Consider the following 15,181-nt stretch of genomic DNA (forward strand, 5'->3'; position numbering starts at 1 on the left):
GCGAGTCACGAGGCCAAAAGCCTCGAGACTCAGGCATCGCAAGATGCCACCGTTTCGCCTGACGACCATAGCGAGCGTGAACCACCCGATCCCATGCCGAACTCGGAAGTGAAACCGCTTAGCGCCGATGGTAGTGTGGAGTTTCTCCATGTGAGAGTAGGTCATCGTCAGGCACTTATCCCGAACCGCCCCTGTAGCCTTGCTGCAGGGGCGGTTCTCTTTGTACATGGAAAAAATGTGCGCAGGAAAAGTTGTGCAGAGAGTCCTGCATGCGAATTAGCTGTGGGCGAGAGAAAAGCGTAAGCGACCGGTGATCCCATCTACCGCAGAGTCCTGAATTCCGTCACGTTAGATGTCCACCTATCAATAAGTGGACACTTATCATGACGGAATCAAGCGTGTTGGAAGTTCCTCGCAAGCGTCGCCGCTTCACTGCCGCCTTCAAGGCCAGGATCGTCGAAGCGTGTCAGCAACCCGGTGCCTCCGTTGCCGGAGTGGCGTTGGAGCACAGCCTGAATGCTAACCTGGTCCACAATTGGATCCGTACCACCCGTCAGCAAACGGCTGTGCCAGAAATACCGGCATTTGTACCGGTGCCCATGACTCGCGAGTTGTCACCGGCCACTCCCCAGCATCAGGTGGCGGACCCTATTCGCCTCACGATCCCGCACCCCAACGGCCCGATGGTCATCGAGTGGCCTGCCTCGGAGGCCGACGCCTGCCGATCTCTGATCCGAGAGCTGCTCGCATGATCCGCATCGACGAAATCTGGCTGGCCACCGAGCCGCTGGATATGCGGGCCGGTCCGGATACGGCCCTAGCCCGGGTGGTGAAGGTGTTCGGCGCGGCTCGCCCGCACTGTGCCTATCTCTTTGCCAACCGGCGCGGCAACCGTATGAAGGTGCTGGTCCACGATGGCCTGGGTGTCTGGCTGTGCGCCCGGCGCCTGAACCAGGGCAAGTTCCACTGGGCCGGTCACTGGCAGGGCGATCGTATCGAGCTTTGCCCCGAGCAGGTCACGGCACTGGTGCAAGGACTGCCCTGGCAGCGTCTCGGCGCCGACGGGGTGATCTCGGTCGTGTGATGAGCGGCACAGACTTGGCGGCCCCGCTATTCGCGGATGCGCTAATCCCGTTCTCGTCGGCGGGCTGGCATACTGGCGGAATGACGACGCCCCCTGACCTGACTCAACTCTCTCCCGATCAGCTCCGCCACTTGGCGGCAACGCTGATGACGCAGGTGGAGGAAAAGGAGAAAGCGCTACGCCACAGCGAGCAGGTCAATCAAAAGCTGACCTATGAAATGGCATTGCTCAAGCGCCACGCCTTCGGCAAGCGCAGCGAGCAGCTCAATGTCCTGCAGATCAGCCTGCTGGAGGAAGGGGTGGACGCCGACATTGCTGCCATCGAGACCGAGCTGGAAGAGCTCCACCTCACTGCTGCCACGCCAGTGGCAAGGAAGACGCCCAAGCGCACGCCCTTACCTCCCGAGCTACCGCGCACCGAGATTCATCATGATCCGGAGAATGATCACTGCCGGTGTGGTTGTCAGCTGAGGCGGATCGGCGAGGAAATCAGTGAGAAGTTGGATTACACGCCGGGCGTGTTCCACGTCGAGCGGCATATCCGTGGCAAGTGGGTCTGCGACCAATGCGAGACACTGACCCAGGCACCGATGCCGACGCAGATCATTGACAAGGGCATCCCCACCGCCGGCTTGCTGGCCCAGGTGCTGATCGCCAAATATGCTGATCACCTGCCACTCTATCGCCAGGAGCAGATCTTCGCCCGCGCCGGCGTAGCGATTCCGCGCTCCACCCTGGCCGAGTGGGTCGGCACCTGCGGGGTGCGACTTCAGCCGCTGATCGATGCACTGCGTGAAGTGTTGCTCAACGAGCCGGTGCTGCATGCCGACGAAACGCCGGTACCGATGCTGGCCCCTGGCAAGAAGAAGACGCACCGCGCCTATCTCTGGGCCTACGCCACCACCCCGTATGCCGGGTTGAAGGCCGTAATCTACGACTTCAGCGAGGGACGTGGCGGTCAACATGCCCGCGACTTCCTCGGGAAGTGGCGGGGCAAGCTGGTCTGTGACGACTACAGCGGCTACAAGCAGAGCTTCGCCAACGGTGTTACCGAGATCGGTTGCATGGCCCATGCCCGCCGTAAATTTGTCGATCTGCACGTCGCTGGCAAGAGCCAGATCGCCGGGCAGGCTATCGAACTGATCGGTCAGCTATACCAGGTGGAGCGTGAGGTACAGTCATTCAGTGCGGAAGAGCGTCAACGGCTGCGGGAGACGAAAGCAAAGCCCATCGCCGATGCGCTACATCGCTGGATGCTGGCGCATCGCGAGAAGGTTCCGAATGGTTCGGCGACGGCGAAAGCGTTGGATTACAGCCTGAAGCGCTGGGCGGCGTTGACGCGCTACCTGGATGACGGCGCGTTGCCGATCGATAACAACCGGGCGGAGAATCTGATTCGCCCCTGGGCGCTGGGGCGTTCAAACTGGCTGTTCGCCGGATCTCTGCGCAGTGGCCAGCGTGCTGCCACCATCATGAGCCTCATTCAGTGTGCCAAGCTGAACGGCCATGAGCCCTATACCTACCTGAAAAATGTGTTGGAAAGGCTGCCGACCCAAAAGGCTAGCCAAGTGCACGAACTTCTGCCCCATCATTGGCAGCATACTGCGTGATCACTCGCAAGCGGTGATGCCCGAACGCTTACAGAAAAGCTTTGCCCAAGCAACGTGCACATGACACAAGAAGGCCCCTGTCGATATCTCGACAGGGGCCTTTTGTCTTCAGGGCCAGTGAAGCTTCAGTGCGCCATCACATCAGGGCGAGATTTCGTAGAGCTCGAGGGGCGTACCGTCAGGGTCTGACAGGAAGGTGAAGCGGGCGCCGGTGTATTCATCGACACGTATCGGCTCTGGCGTGGCGCCACGGGCGATCAGCAGCTCGACACAGGTATCGATGTCTTCTGTCGCCAGCGCCAGGTGACGAAGGCCACAGGCTTCCGGATAGCTGGGGCGCTCAGGCGGAGAGGGGAAGGAGAACAGCTCCAGCTGGATACCGCCCGGCAGGAGCAGGTCGAGCTTGTAGCTGTCGCGGGCCTCACGATAGGCTTCGTTGATCACCTGCGCATCCATGACCTCGAGATAGAAGCGCTTGGCGCGTGGGTAATCAGCGGTGATGAGCGCCACGTGATGCACTCGCGTCAGAGGCAGGCGGGGTGTCGAGGGTGAGTCCGAAGCCATGGCGAGACTGTCCTTTGTCATGTTGCTGCTCCTGCAGTGTGTTCGGTGCGATGAACGGTACGACGAGGTCTGTAATGAGCTGTGTGATGGGCCGTGCGGTGAACTCGTGAGTAACGTCCTGATCAGAGAAGGCGCCCTGTGGGCGCCTTCTCTGATTGGAGCAATCACTGGCCAGGCCGTGTGCTATCTCAGCGACACAGGGTTTCCAGGGCTTCGATCAGGCTATCCATCTCGGCATCGGTACCGATGCTGATACGCAGATAGTCACGTAGTGTGTCGGTGTTGAAGTGGCGCACCAGGATGCCCTGTTCGCGCAGGCCGATGAACAGCTTGCCGGCATCGTGGGTCGGGTGAGTCGCCAGTACGAAGTTGGTCTGCGAGGGCAAAATCTTGAATCCCAGCGCGGCCATGCGATCGCGCGTCTGCTCGCGGGTGGTGATGACTCGCGTGCGGCACTCATCGAAATAAGCGGGATCACTGAGCGCGGCGACACCGACCTGTTCGGCCAGGCGATCGATGGGGTAGGAGTTGAAGGAGTCTTTCACGCGCTCCAAACCCTCGATCAGCTCACGCGAGGCCACGGCATAGCCAAGACGAATGCCCGCCAAGCTGCGCGATTTCGAGAAAGTGCCCGACACGACCAGGTTCGGATACTGATGAATCAGCGGGATGGCGCTTTCGCCGCCGAAGTCCACGTAGGCCTCGTCGACCAGTACCACGCTCTGCGGATTGCGCTCCAGCAGCGCGGCAATCGCCTTGCGGCCATGGCCATGCCCTGTCGGGGCGTTGGGGTTGGCGAAGATGATGCCACCATTGTCGTTGCCGAAGGCTTCCAGGTCGACTTCCCAGTTGTCGGCCAGCGCGATGCTGCGCGACTCGATGCCATACATGCGGCAGTAGACCGGGTAGAAGCTGTAGCTGATGGACGGCAGCAGCAGCGGCTTGTCCTGACGGAAGAATGCCTGGAAGGCCAGCGCCAGCACCTCATCGGAGCCATTGCCGACGAAGACTTCCTCGGCGGCCACATGGAAGGTATCGGCCAGGGCGGTGCGCAGTGAGCTGGAGCTCGGGTCCGGGTAGCGGCGCAGATCAGAGGCATTGAACTCGCGCAGCGTCTGCTCCACGGCGGGCGCCGGCGGGTAGGGGTTCTCGTTGGTGTTCAGCTTGATCAGCTGCTCACGCGGTTGTTCGCCGGGGACGTAGGGGGTCAGGTCGTGGACCTGGGGGCTCCAGTACTTGCTCATGATTTCTCGCCGCTGGTGACAGTGCATGACCCGTGTCATGGATGCTTTTCATGTTGCCCGCTGGATCGTCGCGGTACAAGCTCCGGCAGGCTCTCGGCCTGAGCCTGAAGCGTGCCGACTGGTGCAGCTTTCCACATTGTTGCCATGCCAGCATTATTCTCGTGCGATGCGCGTGCTTGAAGCAGCGCGTGGTGTACCGCATGTCATAGGTATGCTTGCCCAGCTTGCGCGACTTAGTGCGATGAGGACGCTGGGCGAAGACCTGCAATTCAAGGAGCCCCGATGACTGCCAACACCAATGCCCCGTACGCCGATACCCTGCTCGATCCGGTCAAGCTCGGTGATCTGACCCTCCCCAACCGCATCCTGATGGCGCCGCTGACACGTGCTCGTACCCCCGACAGCGTGCCTGGTGAGCTGCAGCAGGCCTATTACGGTCAGCGTGCCGGTGCCGGCTTGATCATCAGCGAGGCGACCAACATCTCGCCCACCGCACGTGGCTATGTCTACACGCCGGGTATCTGGACCGATGAGCAGGAGGCGGGCTGGAAGGGCGTCGTCCAAGCGGTGCACGCCAAGGGCGGCCGCATGGCGCTGCAACTGTGGCACGTCGGACGTGTCTCGCATGAGATGGTGCAGCCGGACGGCCAGCAGCCGGTCGCGCCGAGCGCCCTGCGGGGTGAAGGCGCCCAGTGCTTCGTCGAGTTCGAGGACGGCACCAGTGGGCGTCATCCCACCAGTACGCCGCGCGCCCTGGAGACGGACGAGATTCCCCAGCTGATCGAGGACTATCGCCAGGCCGCCGTGCGTGCCAAGCGCGCCGGTTTCGACATGATCGAGGTGCATGCCGCCAATGCCTATCTGCTCAACCAGTTCATGGCCACCGGCACCAATCAGCGTACTGACCAGTACGGTGGCTCGGTCGAGAACCGTGCGCGCCTGACGCTGGAAGTCGTCGATGCCGTCGCCGAAGTCTTCGGCCCTGAGCGTACCGGCATCCGCCTGACGCCTTTCATCGAGATCTTCGGTCTGACCGATGACGAGCCGGAAGAGATGGCCTTCTACATGGCCGAGCAGCTCTCCAGACGTGGCATCGCCTATGTGCACGTCAACGAGCCGGACTGGGCCGGTGGCGACATCAAGTTCAGCGATGACTTCCGTCGTGCCCTGCGCGAGCGCGTCACGGGCGCGCTGATCTTCTGCGGCCATTACGACGGTGAGAGCGCGGCACGCATCATCGATGAGGGCATCGCGGATGCCGTCGCCATCGGGCGCCCGTATATCGCCAACCCGGACTTGGTCGAGCGCATTCGCCTCGGCGCTGAGCTCAACGAGCAGGACCCGGATACCTTCTACGGTGGTGGTGCCAAGGGTTATACCGACTATCCGTTTCTCGACAATGGCCATGATCGCCGCGGCTGAGGCCGACACGATTTAGCGAATGGTGTTCGATAAACGCCATCGGGGGTGGCCTCCCGGGGCGGATACCCGCTATTCTTGAGCGTGGAAGCTTGTGAGCGGTCTGCCTGCCAAAGCGGGCAGACCGCTCGCCGTCGATAGCGCTGACGCTGCTATCGAGTCATCGCCTTAAGGAGGATTCAATGCAGATCAGGACTCTGATGGTGGGAGCCGCGCTGATGGTCGGTCTCGCCGGGTGCGCATCAACGGCCCAGACCAATGACGGTGCCGCTGACGACAGCGCTACCGAGACAGCCAGCGAGCAGGTTGCCGTCTACAAGGGCACCCTGCCGTGTCGTCGTTGCACGGGCATTGACCTCGATGTACGCCTCAAGGGTGCCGAAGAGGCAGCCCAGGATGAGCGTACCTTCAGTCTCGATGCCACCTATCGTGATCATCCGCAGCAGCCGGACCCGGAGCATTACGAAGGCCAGTGGGACGTGCTGTCCGGCACCGTGACGGACCCGAACGCGACCGTCTATGAGCTGACGCCGGACGGCGAAGGCCAGACCTACTACTTCCTGCGTCTGGATGCCCAGACCCTGGAACTGGTCGACCCGCAGAAGCGTCGCTTCCAGAACGGTGAGACACTGCGCCTCAAGCGCCAGTAAGCGTGCCGTGCGCCACAAGGCGATCGTGAGCACAAGGAAGGCGGCGCAAGCCGCCTTCCTTGTGTCTGGCCGTTGGAAATCCGCGGCTGACGACACTTCATCATGACGCCGAGAATCACTTCTTCCCGACAGGATTGTCTGATGGCGAAAGCAAAGAGCGCCTTCGTATGTACCGAATGCGGTAGCGAATTCTCGAAGTGGCAGGGCCAGTGCAGCGGCTGCCGCGAGTGGAACACCCTGCAGGAAATCCGCGTCGGCGCCACGGTATTGCCCGGCGCCGCCCCCGCTGCGGGGGCCGTCGCCGGTGGTGCCGCGCGTAGCGCCAGCAATGGGCGGGGCGGCTACGCCGGCACGCTCAGCGACAATGTGACCGATCTTTCCAATGTCTCGCTGGCCGAAGTGCCGCGCTTCTCCTCGACCTTCGGCGAGTTCGACCGCGTGCTGGGCGGCGGGCTGGTGCCGGGTTCCGCCGTGCTGCTCGGTGGCCACCCGGGGGCCGGCAAGTCGACGCTGCTGCTGCAGACCGCCTGCAAGCTCGCCCAGCAGAAGCGCTCACTCTACGTCACCGGTGAGGAATCGCTGTCGCAGGTGGCGATGCGCGCCCATCGTCTGCAGCTGCCGACCCAGGGTCTCAAGATGCTGGCCGAGACCAGCGTCGAGACGATTCTGGCCACCGCCGAGCGCGAGAAGCCCGAGGTGCTGATCATCGACTCCATTCAGACCATGCATCTGGAGGATCTGTCATCCGCGCCGGGCGGTGTCTCGCAGGTGCGTGAGTCCGCCGCCGCGCTGACCCGCTTCGCCAAGCGAACCAATACCGTGCTGCTGCTGGTCGGCCACGTGACCAAGGACGGCTCGCTGGCCGGGCCCAAGGTGCTGGAGCACATGATCGACGCCTCCCTGCTGCTGGAGGGCGATGGCGATTCGCGCTTCCGCACGCTGCGTGGCCAGAAGAACCGCTTCGGTGCGGTCAACGAGCTGGGCGTGTTCGCCATGGTCGAGCTGGGCCTGAAGGAGGTGAAGAACCCCAGCGCGATCTTCCTGTCGCGCAGCGAGGAGCAGTCCTCCGGCAGTCTGGTGATGGTGGTGTGGGAGGGCACGCGACCGATCCTGATCGAAGTGCAGGCCTTGCTGGATGACTCGCCGCTGGGCAATCCCCGCCGTGTCGCCGTCGGTCTGGACGGCAATCGTCTGTCGATGCTGCTGGCAGTGCTCAACAAGCATGGTGGCCTGTTCACCGGCGATCAGGATGTCTTCCTGAACGTGGTCGGCGGGGTCAAGGTGCTCGAGACCAGCGCCGACCTCGCGGTGCTGTGTGCGGTGGTCTCCAGCCTGCAGAACCGCCCGCTGCCGCGTGAGCTGGTGGTGTTCGGCGAGGTGGGGCTGTCCGGCGAGATCCGTCCGGTGCCGAGTGGCCAGGAGCGCATTGTCGAGGCCGCCAAACACGGCTTTACGCGCGCCATCGTGCCCAAGGGCAATGCCCCCAGGAATCCGCCCAAGGGCATGACCATCGTGGCGGTCGACAAGCTGTCCCAAGCACTGGAAGCCCTGTGACATCTGCGCCTGGCGCGTGAGTCTGCTGCACGGGGACATCGTGGTGTGATGCTGCATACAACGAACAAGGCCAGCCTCTCGGCTGGCCTTGTTCGTATGGGGTTTTCTCCGAGCACGAAGCTCAGTCCTGTTTGTCAGCCTGGCGGGCGGCGTGAGCACAGGCCTTGAGGCGTGAGACCAGAAGCTCGACACCGCGCTCGCGCATCAGTGCCTCATTGCGGCCCGGCACCTCTTCGACATCGCCTGCGTAGGCATTGATGGCGGCTTCGACCGAGCTTTCGCGCAGCAGGTGCAGCATCGGGTAGGGCGAGCGGTTGGTGTAGTTGGCCTCGTCGTCTTCCTCGGTGTCCTCGAACACGTATTCCGGGTGGAAGCTGGCCAGCTGATAGATGCCCTCGTAGCCCTGCATCTCGAGCAGCGCCTCGGCATAGTCGAGCAGCTCGAGGTAGGTATCGAAGTCGCGGAAGCCGTCCTTGAAGATCACCAGCGTCGTCTCGGCATCGCGATTGGCGTCCAGGTTCAGCAGCTCGTCGCCGAGTGCCTGTAGGCTGCGCTCGAGTCCTGCACCGGGCACCACGGCATACTGGATGCTGTTGCGTGCCATCTCACGGGCGGCGAACGGGCACAGATTGTCGGCGATGATGTGCGTCTCGACCCACTGGCGCGTGGCGTCGATGGCCTCGGCTTCGCTGGCATCCAGCGGCGGGGTATAGCCACCCGCCGTCTCGGGAGTCGTGGTATCGGTCGGCGTAGCGTCGGTGGTCATGGCGTCAGGGTCCGCAGCGGTGTCAGGAGCGGGTATTGTCACTGCTCGGGCGCGGCATGGCCAGCGCCGTGTCTTCTCGCCTCTCTTCGTTTCTCGTTATCGGGCTTCTTCAACCTGAAGTTGTCGCAGGGCCGCAGGTGGTCGCCGAGCATGTGGCGGCCCTGTTTCATCAGTGATTTCAGCGATAGACTTATCACCGCTGGTTTCAAGCCCGCCCCGAGAACGCTCAGGGACATTGCGGCTACCGGCTGACGACTTCTTTCCTGCCTCGCCACGGAGATACTTCTTGTCCGCTGATACTCCGCCTCCTTCCTCGCCGCCCTCCGAATCTCCCGAATCTACCGAGAGAGCAGAGGGGCCCGAGCACACCAGTGCCGCGGCCTATCGTCTGTCGCGACTGTTGCCCTTTCTCGGCTGGATGCGTCAGCTGTCGCCCGGGGATGCGCGTTCTGATCTGATCGCGGGCCTGAGTGGCGCGGTGCTGGTGCTGCCCCAGGGAGTGGCCTATGCGTTGATCGCCGGCCTGCCACCGGCGCATGGGCTGTATGCCGCCATCGTGGTGGCGATCATCGCCGGCCTGTTCGGCAGTTCGCGGCATATGGTCAGTGGCCCGGCCGCGGCGATCTCGATGGTGGTGTTCGGCACCGTCTCGACCCTGGCCGCGCCGGGCAGTCCCGAATACCTGCCGCTGGTGCTGGCGCTGACCTGCATGGTCGGCATCATCCAGCTGTCGTTGGGGCTGATGCGCATGGGGGCGCTGGTCAATCTCATCTCGCATACGGTGGTGATCGGCTTCACCGCCGGCGCCGGGGTCTTGATCGCCACCAGTCAGCTCAAGCATCTGTTCGGTATCGCGCTTGGCGATGCCTCGAGCTTTCTCGGCACCTGGTGGGCGCTGCTCGGGCATCTGGACGATACCTCGTGGGCAACACTGATTACGGGACTCAGTACCTTGCTTGCGGCCGTGCTGGTCCGGCGGCTGAATCGCAAGCTGCCATGGATGCTGGTGGCGATGGCCGTCGGCTGCGGTGTCGCGGCATTGCTCGGCGGCAGTGCGGCAGGTATCCCGATGGTTGGCGCCCTGTCCGGTAGCCTGCCGCCGTTTTCCCTGCCGCCGCTGGGCTTTGATACCCTGCGCTCGCTGGGTGGGGCGGCCTTCGCGCTGGCGGTGCTCGGCTTGATCGAGGCGGTCTCCATCGCGCGCGCCATCGGCGTGCGCTCGCATCAGCGTATCGATGGCAACCAGGAGTTCATCGGCCAGGGTCTGTCGAATCTGGCAGGCAGTTTCTTCTCGTGCTTTGCCGGTTCCGGGTCCTTCACGCGTTCCGGCGCCAACTATGATGCCGGTGCCCGCACGCCGCTGTCGGTGGTGGTGGCGGCGCTGATCGTGCTGGCGGTGCTGTTGCTGGTGCCTGACGTGACCGCCTGGCTGCCGTTGCCTGCGATGGCGGGCCTGATCATGGTGATTGCCGCCAACCTGATCGAAGTCGGTCATATCCGCCAGATTCTGGCCGTCAGTCGCGAAGAGGCGGTGGTGCTGGTGATCACCTTCCTCGCCACTCTGCTGTTGCCGCTGGAGTTCGCCATCTTCGCCGGGGTGCTGGTCTCGCTGGTGCTGTATCTGAACCGCACCTCACGGCCACGGCTGGTCGAGATGGCGCCAGACCCGGATCATCCGGAGCTTGGGGTGCGCAATGCCGAGCGTTATCAGCTGGCTCAATGCCGAGAGGTGGTGATTCTGCGCGTGGATGGCTCGCTGTTCTTCGGGGCGGTCGACCACGTCCAGCGCAAGCTGGCGCGCTATACCGGCAAGCACGTCATCCTGCTGGGCACCGGCTGCAACTTCATCGATATCGCGGGTGCCGAGATGCTCGAGATCGAGCAGCGTCGCCTGCGCGATGCTGGCGGCAGTCTCAGCATGTGCGGCTTTCGCATGTACGCGCTGGAAGTGATGGAGCGCGGTGGCTTCCTCGAGCGCATGGGGCGTGAGAACTACTTCCATACCGCCGAGGCGGCGATCGCCTCGCTGCGCGACTCGGTCGCCGAAGCGCATCGCGCCCACGGTGATCAACCCGCTGCCTGCCCCGACTGTCAGTTGTTCGGCCCGGCCGGGATCGGGCCGGGGCAGGGGATGCGCCTGACGCCACCGTTGGCGTGAAAGTACAAGGCTGGGGGCGGCTGCACGCTTGCGATAGAATATGGCCCCTTGATGGTGCGGCCAGCCAGCTAGTCGCCGCCCATTGCCTCAATCCTGTTCTGTCTGCCGAGAGATGCCCATGAGTTTGCCCACCGTGGCGGCCAGCTGCGACCTGATTCGCGACGGCCGTCCGTTGATCGATGTGCGCGCGCCGGTCGAGTTCGCCGCTGGTGCCTTGCCGGGTGCCGTCAATCTGCCACTGATGGATGATGAGGAGCGTCATCGCGTCGGGCTGCAGTACAAGCAGGTCGGCCCGGAATCGGCGGTACATCTTGGCCATCAACTGGTCAGCGGCGGGATCAAGCGTGCGCGTATCCGCGCCTGGGTCGAGCACATCGAGCGGCACCCTGACGCGATTCTCTACTGCTTCCGCGGCGGCATGCGCTCCCAGCTCAGTCAGCAGTGGTTGCAGGAAGCAGGGATCGAGCGCCCACGCATCGAGGGCGGTTGGAAGGCCATGCGTCAGCAGCTCTGTCAGCATATCGATGAGCGTGCCGAGCAGGCCCCGATGCTGTTGATCGGCGGGCTGACCGGCTGTGCCAAGACTGAGCTGATCCATGCGCTGGACAATGGCATCGACCTGGAAGGCTGTGCGCGCCACAAGGGTTCGGCCTTCGGCCGTCACCCCTTCCCGGCGCCGAGCCAGATCGACTTCGAGCACCGCATTGCCGCCGAGATGCTCACGCTTGAGGATGAAGCGCCGACCATCATGGAAGACGAGTCGCGCTTCATCGGCAGCGTCAACATTCCGCTCGCCACCTGGCGCGCGATGGAGCAGGCGCCGCTGATCCGCGTCGAGATGCCGCTGGATTGGCGAATCGTGCAGATTCAGAAGGACTATATCGAGGGGCTATGGTCCACCTACAGTCGTCACTATGGTGACTTCCTCGGCTGGACCCTGATGCAGCGCCAGCTGCGTCAGGCACTGCTGCGTCTTCGCAAGCGCCTGGGCAGTGCGCGCCTTGCTCGTCTGGTGCGCATGCAGGACATCGCCTTCCAGGAGCACAAGCGCGGCAATCCCATTGCCCATGAAGGCTGGCTGGCACCGCTGCTCAGCGAGTATTACGACCCGATGTACCGCTATCAGCTCGAGAAGCACGAGCGCACCTTCCTGCACGTCGGCGACTGGGACAACAGCCTCGCCTTCGCGCGTGAGTGGAGCGCCAATCACCGCTGGCAGCGCTGACCTCCCTCATGGGCGCGGTCAGTACTCACGCATCCAGCCAGTCCACCAGCAGGCGGTCCAGCAGGGCCGCCTGACGATCAAAGCGCTTCGGATCCTCCAGCAACGCCTCGCGTGATTGCACGCCAATGCCCTCCATGGGCGCGGGATGGTGGGCCAGGCGGTCCTGCGTGGCCAGGGCTCCCATGTGCGGATGGAAGTTGAGCGCCACCACGCGGCCCTGATCCCAGCTGAAGCCGGCCACTGGCGTGTGCTCGCCGCTGGCCAGCAGCTCGCAGTCTTCCGGCAGGCCGCAGATCTCCTCATGCCACATCAAGGCCGCGAACTCGGCGGGTAGTCCCAGCGGGCACTCGTTGCTGCGCGTCAGCGTGGCCCAGCGACGCTGCGGCACCACGGCGGACGAGACGATCGCCCCCATCTGCTCGGCGATCAGTCGCGCCCCCAGGCCAATCCCCAACAGCGGGCGATTGCTGTTCAGCGTGCGCCGAATCAACTTGCGCTGCAGGCGCAGCGACTGCTGTTCGGCGGGCGAGGCTGTCTTTGCGGCGCTCGACAGGCGTTGCGGACCATCCAGCACCACCAGCGCATGAAAGTCATCGATGCCCGGCAAGGCTTCGCCTGCCAGCGGGAAGCTGGTGTTGAAGCTGTGCCCCATGCCGGAAAGCCAGTCCTTGAGACGTAGCGGACTCTGCCAGTCATGCGCTAGCGTTGCGGTATCGGCGGCTGAATCTGGTTCAGTGTCAGGGAGTTGCCCCTGATGTATGAAGTAAAGATGCATGGCTTCATCATGCGTGAGTGCCATGTCAGCGTAAAGGCCCCAGTGCCGGCATCCCAGTACCTGCATCTCAGCACCTGCATCTCAGCACCTGCACCGGGTGAATCAGCCGCGACACGACAAGGAGAGAACCGCATGCGGGCCGAACTGCTCGAACAGATCTACACCGTGGTGGCGCAGATTCCTGAAGGCCGCATCACCACCTACGGGCGTATCGCCAAGATGACCGATGGCGCCACTGCCCGCATGGTCGGTTCGGCGATGCGACATCTGCCGGATGGCCATCAGCTACCTTGGCATCGCGTGATCAATGCCTCGCTCAAGGTCACCGAGCACGGCGGAGCGGTGCGCCAGCGGGAAAAGTTGCGCAGCGAAGGCATCCTGTTCGATGGTGCCGGTCGCGTGCCGACAGAGTGCCTGTGGCCCTGAGGTATGCAACAGCATGGCAGCGCTCGAGCAGGGTCGCGTTCATCCGGCCACGCGCGGGCGCTACACTTTCGCCTATCCTATCGCATACCCTATACCCCTCTACGGTGACATCGTGGCTGGCACAGGCAAGACGCCAGCGCGGACGCCGCATATTGAATAGTGAAGTGAGAATAGAGCCGTCATGACTCAGCCTGTATCCGGTTTCCGTGCGCGCCTTGATGCGCTGGCCCCCGTGCGCCGTACTGCCTTCATGGCGGCGCTGACCGAGCGACTCCTGCCCAATGCCGGCTTCTACGCCGAAGCCAACGGCACGGCCAGCGCGCTGGACACCACGCGTGAGCTGCGCAAGCTGCTGGACCTCGTCTGGGAGCAGCTGCGCGTGCGCGATGCCAAGATCGATTTCTCGCTGCAGGCCGAGAAGGTCACCGCCTTCGAGCCCGCCGAGGAAGATGACAGCTTCGGCGCGCGCCGCGCGCTGGAAGCGGTGATGGCGCTGACCGCCTGCATCGATGTGCTGATCAGCGAAGAGCCGGAAGCTGCGCTCAAGATCAGCCGTCTGTCCGCCGATGGCGTGCGCGCGTTGATCGATCTGCAGGCCGGTGAGGGAATCGAGCAGGAAGCGCTGGAGGCCATGATTCGCGAACATCCGTTGATGATCGATGAGCGTGACTTCCAGGACGCCGTGCTCGAGAGCGTCGAAGCCCCGCAGCTGTCCCGCGATGACTGGCGCGCGCTCAAGCAATTGGGCCGCAATGAAGATGTCAGCAATCTCGGACTATCCTTGCAGGACTGAGCGGCCCGATTCGGGTCATCCTGGTGCCAGTGATGACTGGCCAGCCGTTGTTGGAGAGACAGATGAGCGACACCCGTCAGCAGGATTCTTCTCCGATGAACGCAGCGCTGAATGGCGTGATTCAGGCGCGTCTGGACGCCATGCGTGAGCGTCTCGCGCAGCCGACGCTGAGAGCGGCGGATGTGCACGCGCTACGTGTCGACTGCAAGCAGCTGCGCGGCTGGTGGCAACTGCGGCGTGAGTCACTGGGCAAGTCGGCGGTGAGTGAGCATCAGGCGCGTCCGCGCGCCGTCGCCAAGGCATTGGCCGGGCCGCGCGAGGCGCACATGCTGCGCAAGACCCATGGTCGCGCCTACGCCTGGGTGGATGAGCGCAGTCAGCGTCTGCTGGATGCGCTGCGTCCGGGGCTGACCAGTGCCGCGCTCAGCGAGCCCGAAGGCGAGCTGGATCACGCGCCGCTCGAGACGCTGCTGGGCGAAGAGCGGGCGGCCTGGCAGGCGGCACCGCTGACGGTGGAGGAGCTCAACACCGGGCTGGAGTTCAGTCGTCATCGCATCAGCAAGCTTGCGGCGCAGGTGGCCAGCAAGCGTGAGATCGAGGCGTCTCACCGGCTGCGCAAGTGGGTCAAGTACCGCATGTTCCAGCTGGCACTGGCGCGCGAGGCGCTGGGCGAGGCAGCCGCGCGGGAGCTCGAGTCACCGAGTCACGGACGGCGCCGCGAGCCGGAACTGCTCGACAAGGCGGCCGCGCGGCTGGGCAATCAGCATGACCTGGCGGAGCTGGCGCTGTGGGTCGGGGAGCGCGTGATGCTGCCCGCCGCCGAGAAGCACCTGGTCGCGGACATCATGACGCTTGCCGACCAGCGACTCGCGCAGGCGCTCAAGCCGCTGAAGAAGCTGGGCTACGTCTGAGC

The 15,181-nt window shown here is 63.7% G+C and carries 15 protein-coding genes and 1 rRNA gene; 12 read left to right on the forward strand and 4 right to left on the reverse strand.

Annotated elements, in window-relative coordinates; translation table 11 throughout:
- Positions 1-57: 57 nt before the first annotated feature.
- The 4 genes from rrf (at position 58) to FLM52_01030 (ending at position 2,694) form a co-directional block, all read left to right on the forward strand.
- Positions 58-173, forward strand: a 5S ribosomal RNA gene (gene rrf, locus FLM52_01015).
- A gap of 210 nt (positions 174-383) precedes the next feature.
- Positions 384-752, forward strand: coding sequence for a transposase (locus FLM52_01020; protein ID NVN54397.1), 369 nt, complete (start codon positions 384-386; stop codon positions 750-752).
- On the forward strand, positions 749-1,084 hold the full coding sequence (gene tnpB / locus FLM52_01025) for an IS66 family insertion sequence element accessory protein TnpB (GenBank protein ID NVN54398.1): 336 nt from the start codon (positions 749-751) through the stop codon (positions 1,082-1,084). Before FLM52_01020 ends, tnpB begins: the two co-directional genes overlap by 4 nt.
- Before the next feature lie 80 nt (positions 1,085-1,164).
- Entirely contained in the window at positions 1,165-2,694 is a 1,530-nt protein-coding gene (locus FLM52_01030) for an IS66 family transposase (GenBank protein ID NVN54399.1), read from the forward strand.
- 141 nt (positions 2,695-2,835) lie between these two features.
- On the opposite strand, the gene FLM52_01035 is transcribed toward FLM52_01030, so the two are convergent.
- Together FLM52_01035 and FLM52_01040 are read right to left on the reverse strand one after the other, a co-directional pair.
- The gene (locus tag FLM52_01035) at positions 2,836-3,258 is read right to left on the reverse strand and encodes a VOC family protein (protein NVN54400.1); all 423 of its coding nucleotides are present in this window, start codon (positions 3,256-3,258) and stop codon (positions 2,836-2,838) included.
- Between the two features lie 188 nt (positions 3,259-3,446).
- A complete protein-coding gene (locus FLM52_01040) occupies positions 3,447-4,502 on the reverse strand; it encodes a histidinol-phosphate transaminase (GenBank protein ID NVN54401.1) in 1,056 nt (351 codons plus the stop codon).
- 282 nt (positions 4,503-4,784) lie between these two features.
- Here FLM52_01040 and FLM52_01045 point away from each other — a divergent pair, with 282 nt between their 5' ends.
- The 3 genes from FLM52_01045 to radA all read left to right on the forward strand — a co-directional run bounded on the left by FLM52_01045 (position 4,785) and on the right by radA (position 8,125).
- A complete protein-coding gene (locus tag FLM52_01045) occupies positions 4,785-5,924 on the forward strand; it encodes an alkene reductase (protein NVN54402.1) in 1,140 nt (379 codons plus the stop codon).
- 179 nt (positions 5,925-6,103) lie between these two features.
- Positions 6,104-6,571, forward strand: coding sequence for a copper resistance protein NlpE (locus tag FLM52_01050; GenBank protein NVN54403.1), 468 nt, complete (start codon positions 6,104-6,106; stop codon positions 6,569-6,571).
- Positions 6,572-6,712: 141 nt separating this feature from the next.
- Complete coding sequence (gene radA, locus FLM52_01055) at positions 6,713-8,125, forward strand: DNA repair protein RadA (GenBank protein ID NVN54404.1); 1,413 nt, start codon at positions 6,713-6,715, stop codon at positions 8,123-8,125.
- 121 nt (positions 8,126-8,246) lie between these two features.
- Here the strand turns inward: radA and FLM52_01060 are convergent, their stop codons facing one another.
- A complete protein-coding gene (locus FLM52_01060) occupies positions 8,247-8,891 on the reverse strand; it encodes a DUF1415 domain-containing protein (GenBank protein NVN54405.1) in 645 nt (214 codons plus the stop codon).
- Positions 8,892-9,177: 286 nt separating this feature from the next.
- Here FLM52_01060 and FLM52_01065 point away from each other — a divergent pair, with 286 nt between their 5' ends.
- Both FLM52_01065 and mnmH read left to right on the forward strand, forming a co-directional pair.
- Positions 9,178-11,049, forward strand: coding sequence for a SulP family inorganic anion transporter (locus tag FLM52_01065; GenBank protein NVN54406.1), 1,872 nt, complete (start codon positions 9,178-9,180; stop codon positions 11,047-11,049).
- A 118-nt stretch (positions 11,050-11,167) separates the two neighbouring features.
- The gene (gene mnmH, locus FLM52_01070) at positions 11,168-12,274 is read left to right on the forward strand and encodes a tRNA 2-selenouridine(34) synthase MnmH (GenBank protein ID NVN54407.1); all 1,107 of its coding nucleotides are present in this window, start codon (positions 11,168-11,170) and stop codon (positions 12,272-12,274) included.
- Positions 12,275-12,299: 25 nt separating this feature from the next.
- On the opposite strand, the gene FLM52_01075 is transcribed toward mnmH, so the two are convergent.
- On the reverse strand, positions 12,300-13,049 hold the full coding sequence (locus tag FLM52_01075; protein NVN54408.1) for a type 1 glutamine amidotransferase: 750 nt from the start codon (positions 13,047-13,049) through the stop codon (positions 12,300-12,302).
- Positions 13,050-13,181: 132 nt separating this feature from the next.
- Here FLM52_01075 and FLM52_01080 point away from each other — a divergent pair, with 132 nt between their 5' ends.
- From FLM52_01080 to FLM52_01090, 3 genes are all read left to right on the forward strand, one after another.
- Positions 13,182-13,475, forward strand: a complete 294-nt coding sequence (locus tag FLM52_01080) for a cysteine methyltransferase (protein ID NVN54409.1) — start codon at positions 13,182-13,184, stop codon at positions 13,473-13,475.
- Positions 13,476-13,656: 181 nt separating this feature from the next.
- Entirely contained in the window at positions 13,657-14,268 is a 612-nt protein-coding gene (locus tag FLM52_01085) for a DUF416 family protein (GenBank protein NVN54410.1), read from the forward strand.
- A 23-nt stretch (positions 14,269-14,291) separates the two neighbouring features.
- Positions 14,292-15,179 (forward strand): CHAD domain-containing protein, encoded by an 888-nt coding sequence (locus tag FLM52_01090; GenBank protein ID NVN54411.1) that lies wholly within the window; start codon positions 14,292-14,294, stop codon positions 15,177-15,179.
- The last annotated feature ends 2 nt before the right edge of the window (positions 15,180-15,181 follow it).

This window comes from bacterium Scap17 (genome assembly GCA_013376735.1).
Classification (GTDB): Bacteria; Pseudomonadota; Gammaproteobacteria; order Pseudomonadales; family Halomonadaceae; genus Cobetia.

Coding starts and splice junctions, on each gene's coding strand:
- radA (NVN54404.1), top strand. CDS start 6,713: ATGGCGAAAGCAAAGAGCGCCTTCGTATGTACCGAATGCGGTAGCGAA.
- FLM52_01030 (NVN54399.1), top strand. CDS start 1,165: ATGACGACGCCCCCTGACCTGACTCAACTCTCTCCCGATCAGCTCCGC.
- FLM52_01075 (NVN54408.1), bottom strand. CDS start 13,049: ATGCATCTTTACTTCATACATCAGGGGCAACTCCCTGACACTGAACCA.
- tnpB (NVN54398.1), top strand. CDS start 749: ATGATCCGCATCGACGAAATCTGGCTGGCCACCGAGCCGCTGGATATG.
- FLM52_01080 (NVN54409.1), top strand. CDS start 13,182: ATGCGGGCCGAACTGCTCGAACAGATCTACACCGTGGTGGCGCAGATT.
- FLM52_01050 (NVN54403.1), top strand. CDS start 6,104: ATGCAGATCAGGACTCTGATGGTGGGAGCCGCGCTGATGGTCGGTCTC.
- FLM52_01045 (NVN54402.1), top strand. CDS start 4,785: ATGACTGCCAACACCAATGCCCCGTACGCCGATACCCTGCTCGATCCG.
- FLM52_01060 (NVN54405.1), bottom strand. CDS start 8,891: ATGACCACCGACGCTACGCCGACCGATACCACGACTCCCGAGACGGCG.
- FLM52_01035 (NVN54400.1), bottom strand. CDS start 3,258: ATGGCTTCGGACTCACCCTCGACACCCCGCCTGCCTCTGACGCGAGTG.
- FLM52_01085 (NVN54410.1), top strand. CDS start 13,657: ATGACTCAGCCTGTATCCGGTTTCCGTGCGCGCCTTGATGCGCTGGCC.
- mnmH (NVN54407.1), top strand. CDS start 11,168: ATGAGTTTGCCCACCGTGGCGGCCAGCTGCGACCTGATTCGCGACGGC.
- FLM52_01020 (NVN54397.1), top strand. CDS start 384: ATGACGGAATCAAGCGTGTTGGAAGTTCCTCGCAAGCGTCGCCGCTTC.
- FLM52_01040 (NVN54401.1), bottom strand. CDS start 4,502: ATGAGCAAGTACTGGAGCCCCCAGGTCCACGACCTGACCCCCTACGTC.